Source organism: Streptomyces sp. NPDC006261 (assembly GCF_040613515.1).
Lineage (GTDB): Bacteria > Actinomycetota > Actinomycetes > Streptomycetales > Streptomycetaceae > Streptomyces.
On record NZ_JBEXSI010000159.1, the window covers coordinates 1 to 1,440 of the forward strand.

The following is a 1,440-nucleotide window of genomic DNA, read 5'->3' on the forward strand; positions in this document are numbered from 1 at the left end:
AGCCACCCCGTGCGAGCAGGTCCGCCGCGGCATCGCGGGCGGCGCGGGTGCCGGCCGCTCCGACCGGGCGCAGCACCGGCTCCAGTCGGCCCGGGCGCAGCAGCTTCCCCAGACCGGCGGCGAGCAGCTCGGCCTGCTCGGGCACCACCGGGTAGTTCAGCTCCAAGTCGACCCGGCTGCCGGCGGGTTCGGACAGCGCGGGCGCGGCGGCCGGGGCGCCTGAAGCGTCACGTACGAACGTTCCGCGGCCCACATGCCCCTCAGTGAAGCCCCGACGCGCGAGCTCCTGATAGACGCGGGTGGCCGTGGAATTGGCGATGCCGTACTGCCGGGCGAATTCCCTTTGCGTGGGGAGCCGTTCACCCGTCCTGAGCCGACCCGCTCTGATCTCCGCGGCCACCGCGTCGGCGACGCTCCGGTAGTCCTTCACGGACCTCACCTTCCGCACTCATCAGTCATCGCTCATCCGCCATCGCTCATCGACGCACTCAGTGGCATCGAAGCACATTATTGCACCGAGTTCAATATTGCGTATTGAACCGAGGAAAGAATTGAGCTTACACTCGAATTGCTCCGAGACCCGACGCCGTCACGAGACCGGAAATGCACGGAGCAGCAACGGAACCGAACGAAGAACAGCCCACGAACAGAAGGCGGCGCGCAGCGAATGGTTGAGCTGACCGGAGTACTGGGGGTCGCGATGGTCGCCCTGGGGATGGTGCTCACCCCCGGGCCGAACATGATCTATCTCGTCTCCCGGAGCATCACCCAGGGCCGGCGCGCCGGAGTGGTCTCCCTCGGCGGTGTCGCGGTGGGGTTCCTGGTCTACCTGCTGGCCACGAACCTCGGTCTGTCGGTGGTCTTCATAGCGGTGCCCGAGCTGTACATCGCGGTGAAGCTGGCCGGCGCGGCCTACCTCGCCTACCTCGCCTGGACCGCCCTGAAGCCCGGGGGCGTCTCCGTCTTCGCTCCCCAGGAGATGCCGCACGACTCGCCGCGCAAGTTGTTCACGATGGGGCTGATGACGAATCTGCTCAACCCGAAGATCGCCATCATGTACCTCTCCCTCATCCCGCAGTTCATCAACCTGGATTCGGGACACGTGCTGTTCCAGGGATTCGTGCTCGGCTCCGTCCAGATCGTGGTGGCCCTCACGATCAACCTGAGCATCGTCCTGGCCGCCGGATCCATCGCCGTGTTCCTCGCCCGCCGCCCGTCCTGGCTCAAGGTGCAGCGCTACATGATGGGAACGGCCCTCGCCCTGCTGGCCGTCTCAGTCGCACTGGACACCTCGATGCCCGCCAGTTCGAGCTGATCCCGAAGAGCGATCGCGATGAGCTGTTCTGCGTGTTCCTGGAGGGAGCGGACGCCGACGTCGCCGCCGTTGAGGGCGTCGATGCCCTGGACGGCTGCGGCGAGTGCCTGCACGGTGGTGAGGCA

Annotated in this window: 2 protein-coding genes; one reads left to right on the forward strand and one right to left on the reverse strand. The window is 66.7% G+C overall.

All coding sequences use genetic code 11. From position 1 onward, the window contains the following. The coding region (locus ABZ154_RS35015) for a winged helix-turn-helix domain-containing protein (protein WP_356838509.1) at positions 1-430 on the reverse strand (430 nt) is incomplete at its 3' end. Positions 431-667: 237 nt separating this feature from the next. On the opposite strand from ABZ154_RS35015, the gene ABZ154_RS35020 reads away from it, so the two are divergent. Then, on the forward strand, positions 668-1,315 hold the full coding sequence (locus tag ABZ154_RS35020; RefSeq protein WP_356838510.1) for a LysE family translocator: 648 nt from the start codon (positions 668-670) through the stop codon (positions 1,313-1,315). The last annotated feature ends 125 nt before the right edge of the window (positions 1,316-1,440 follow it).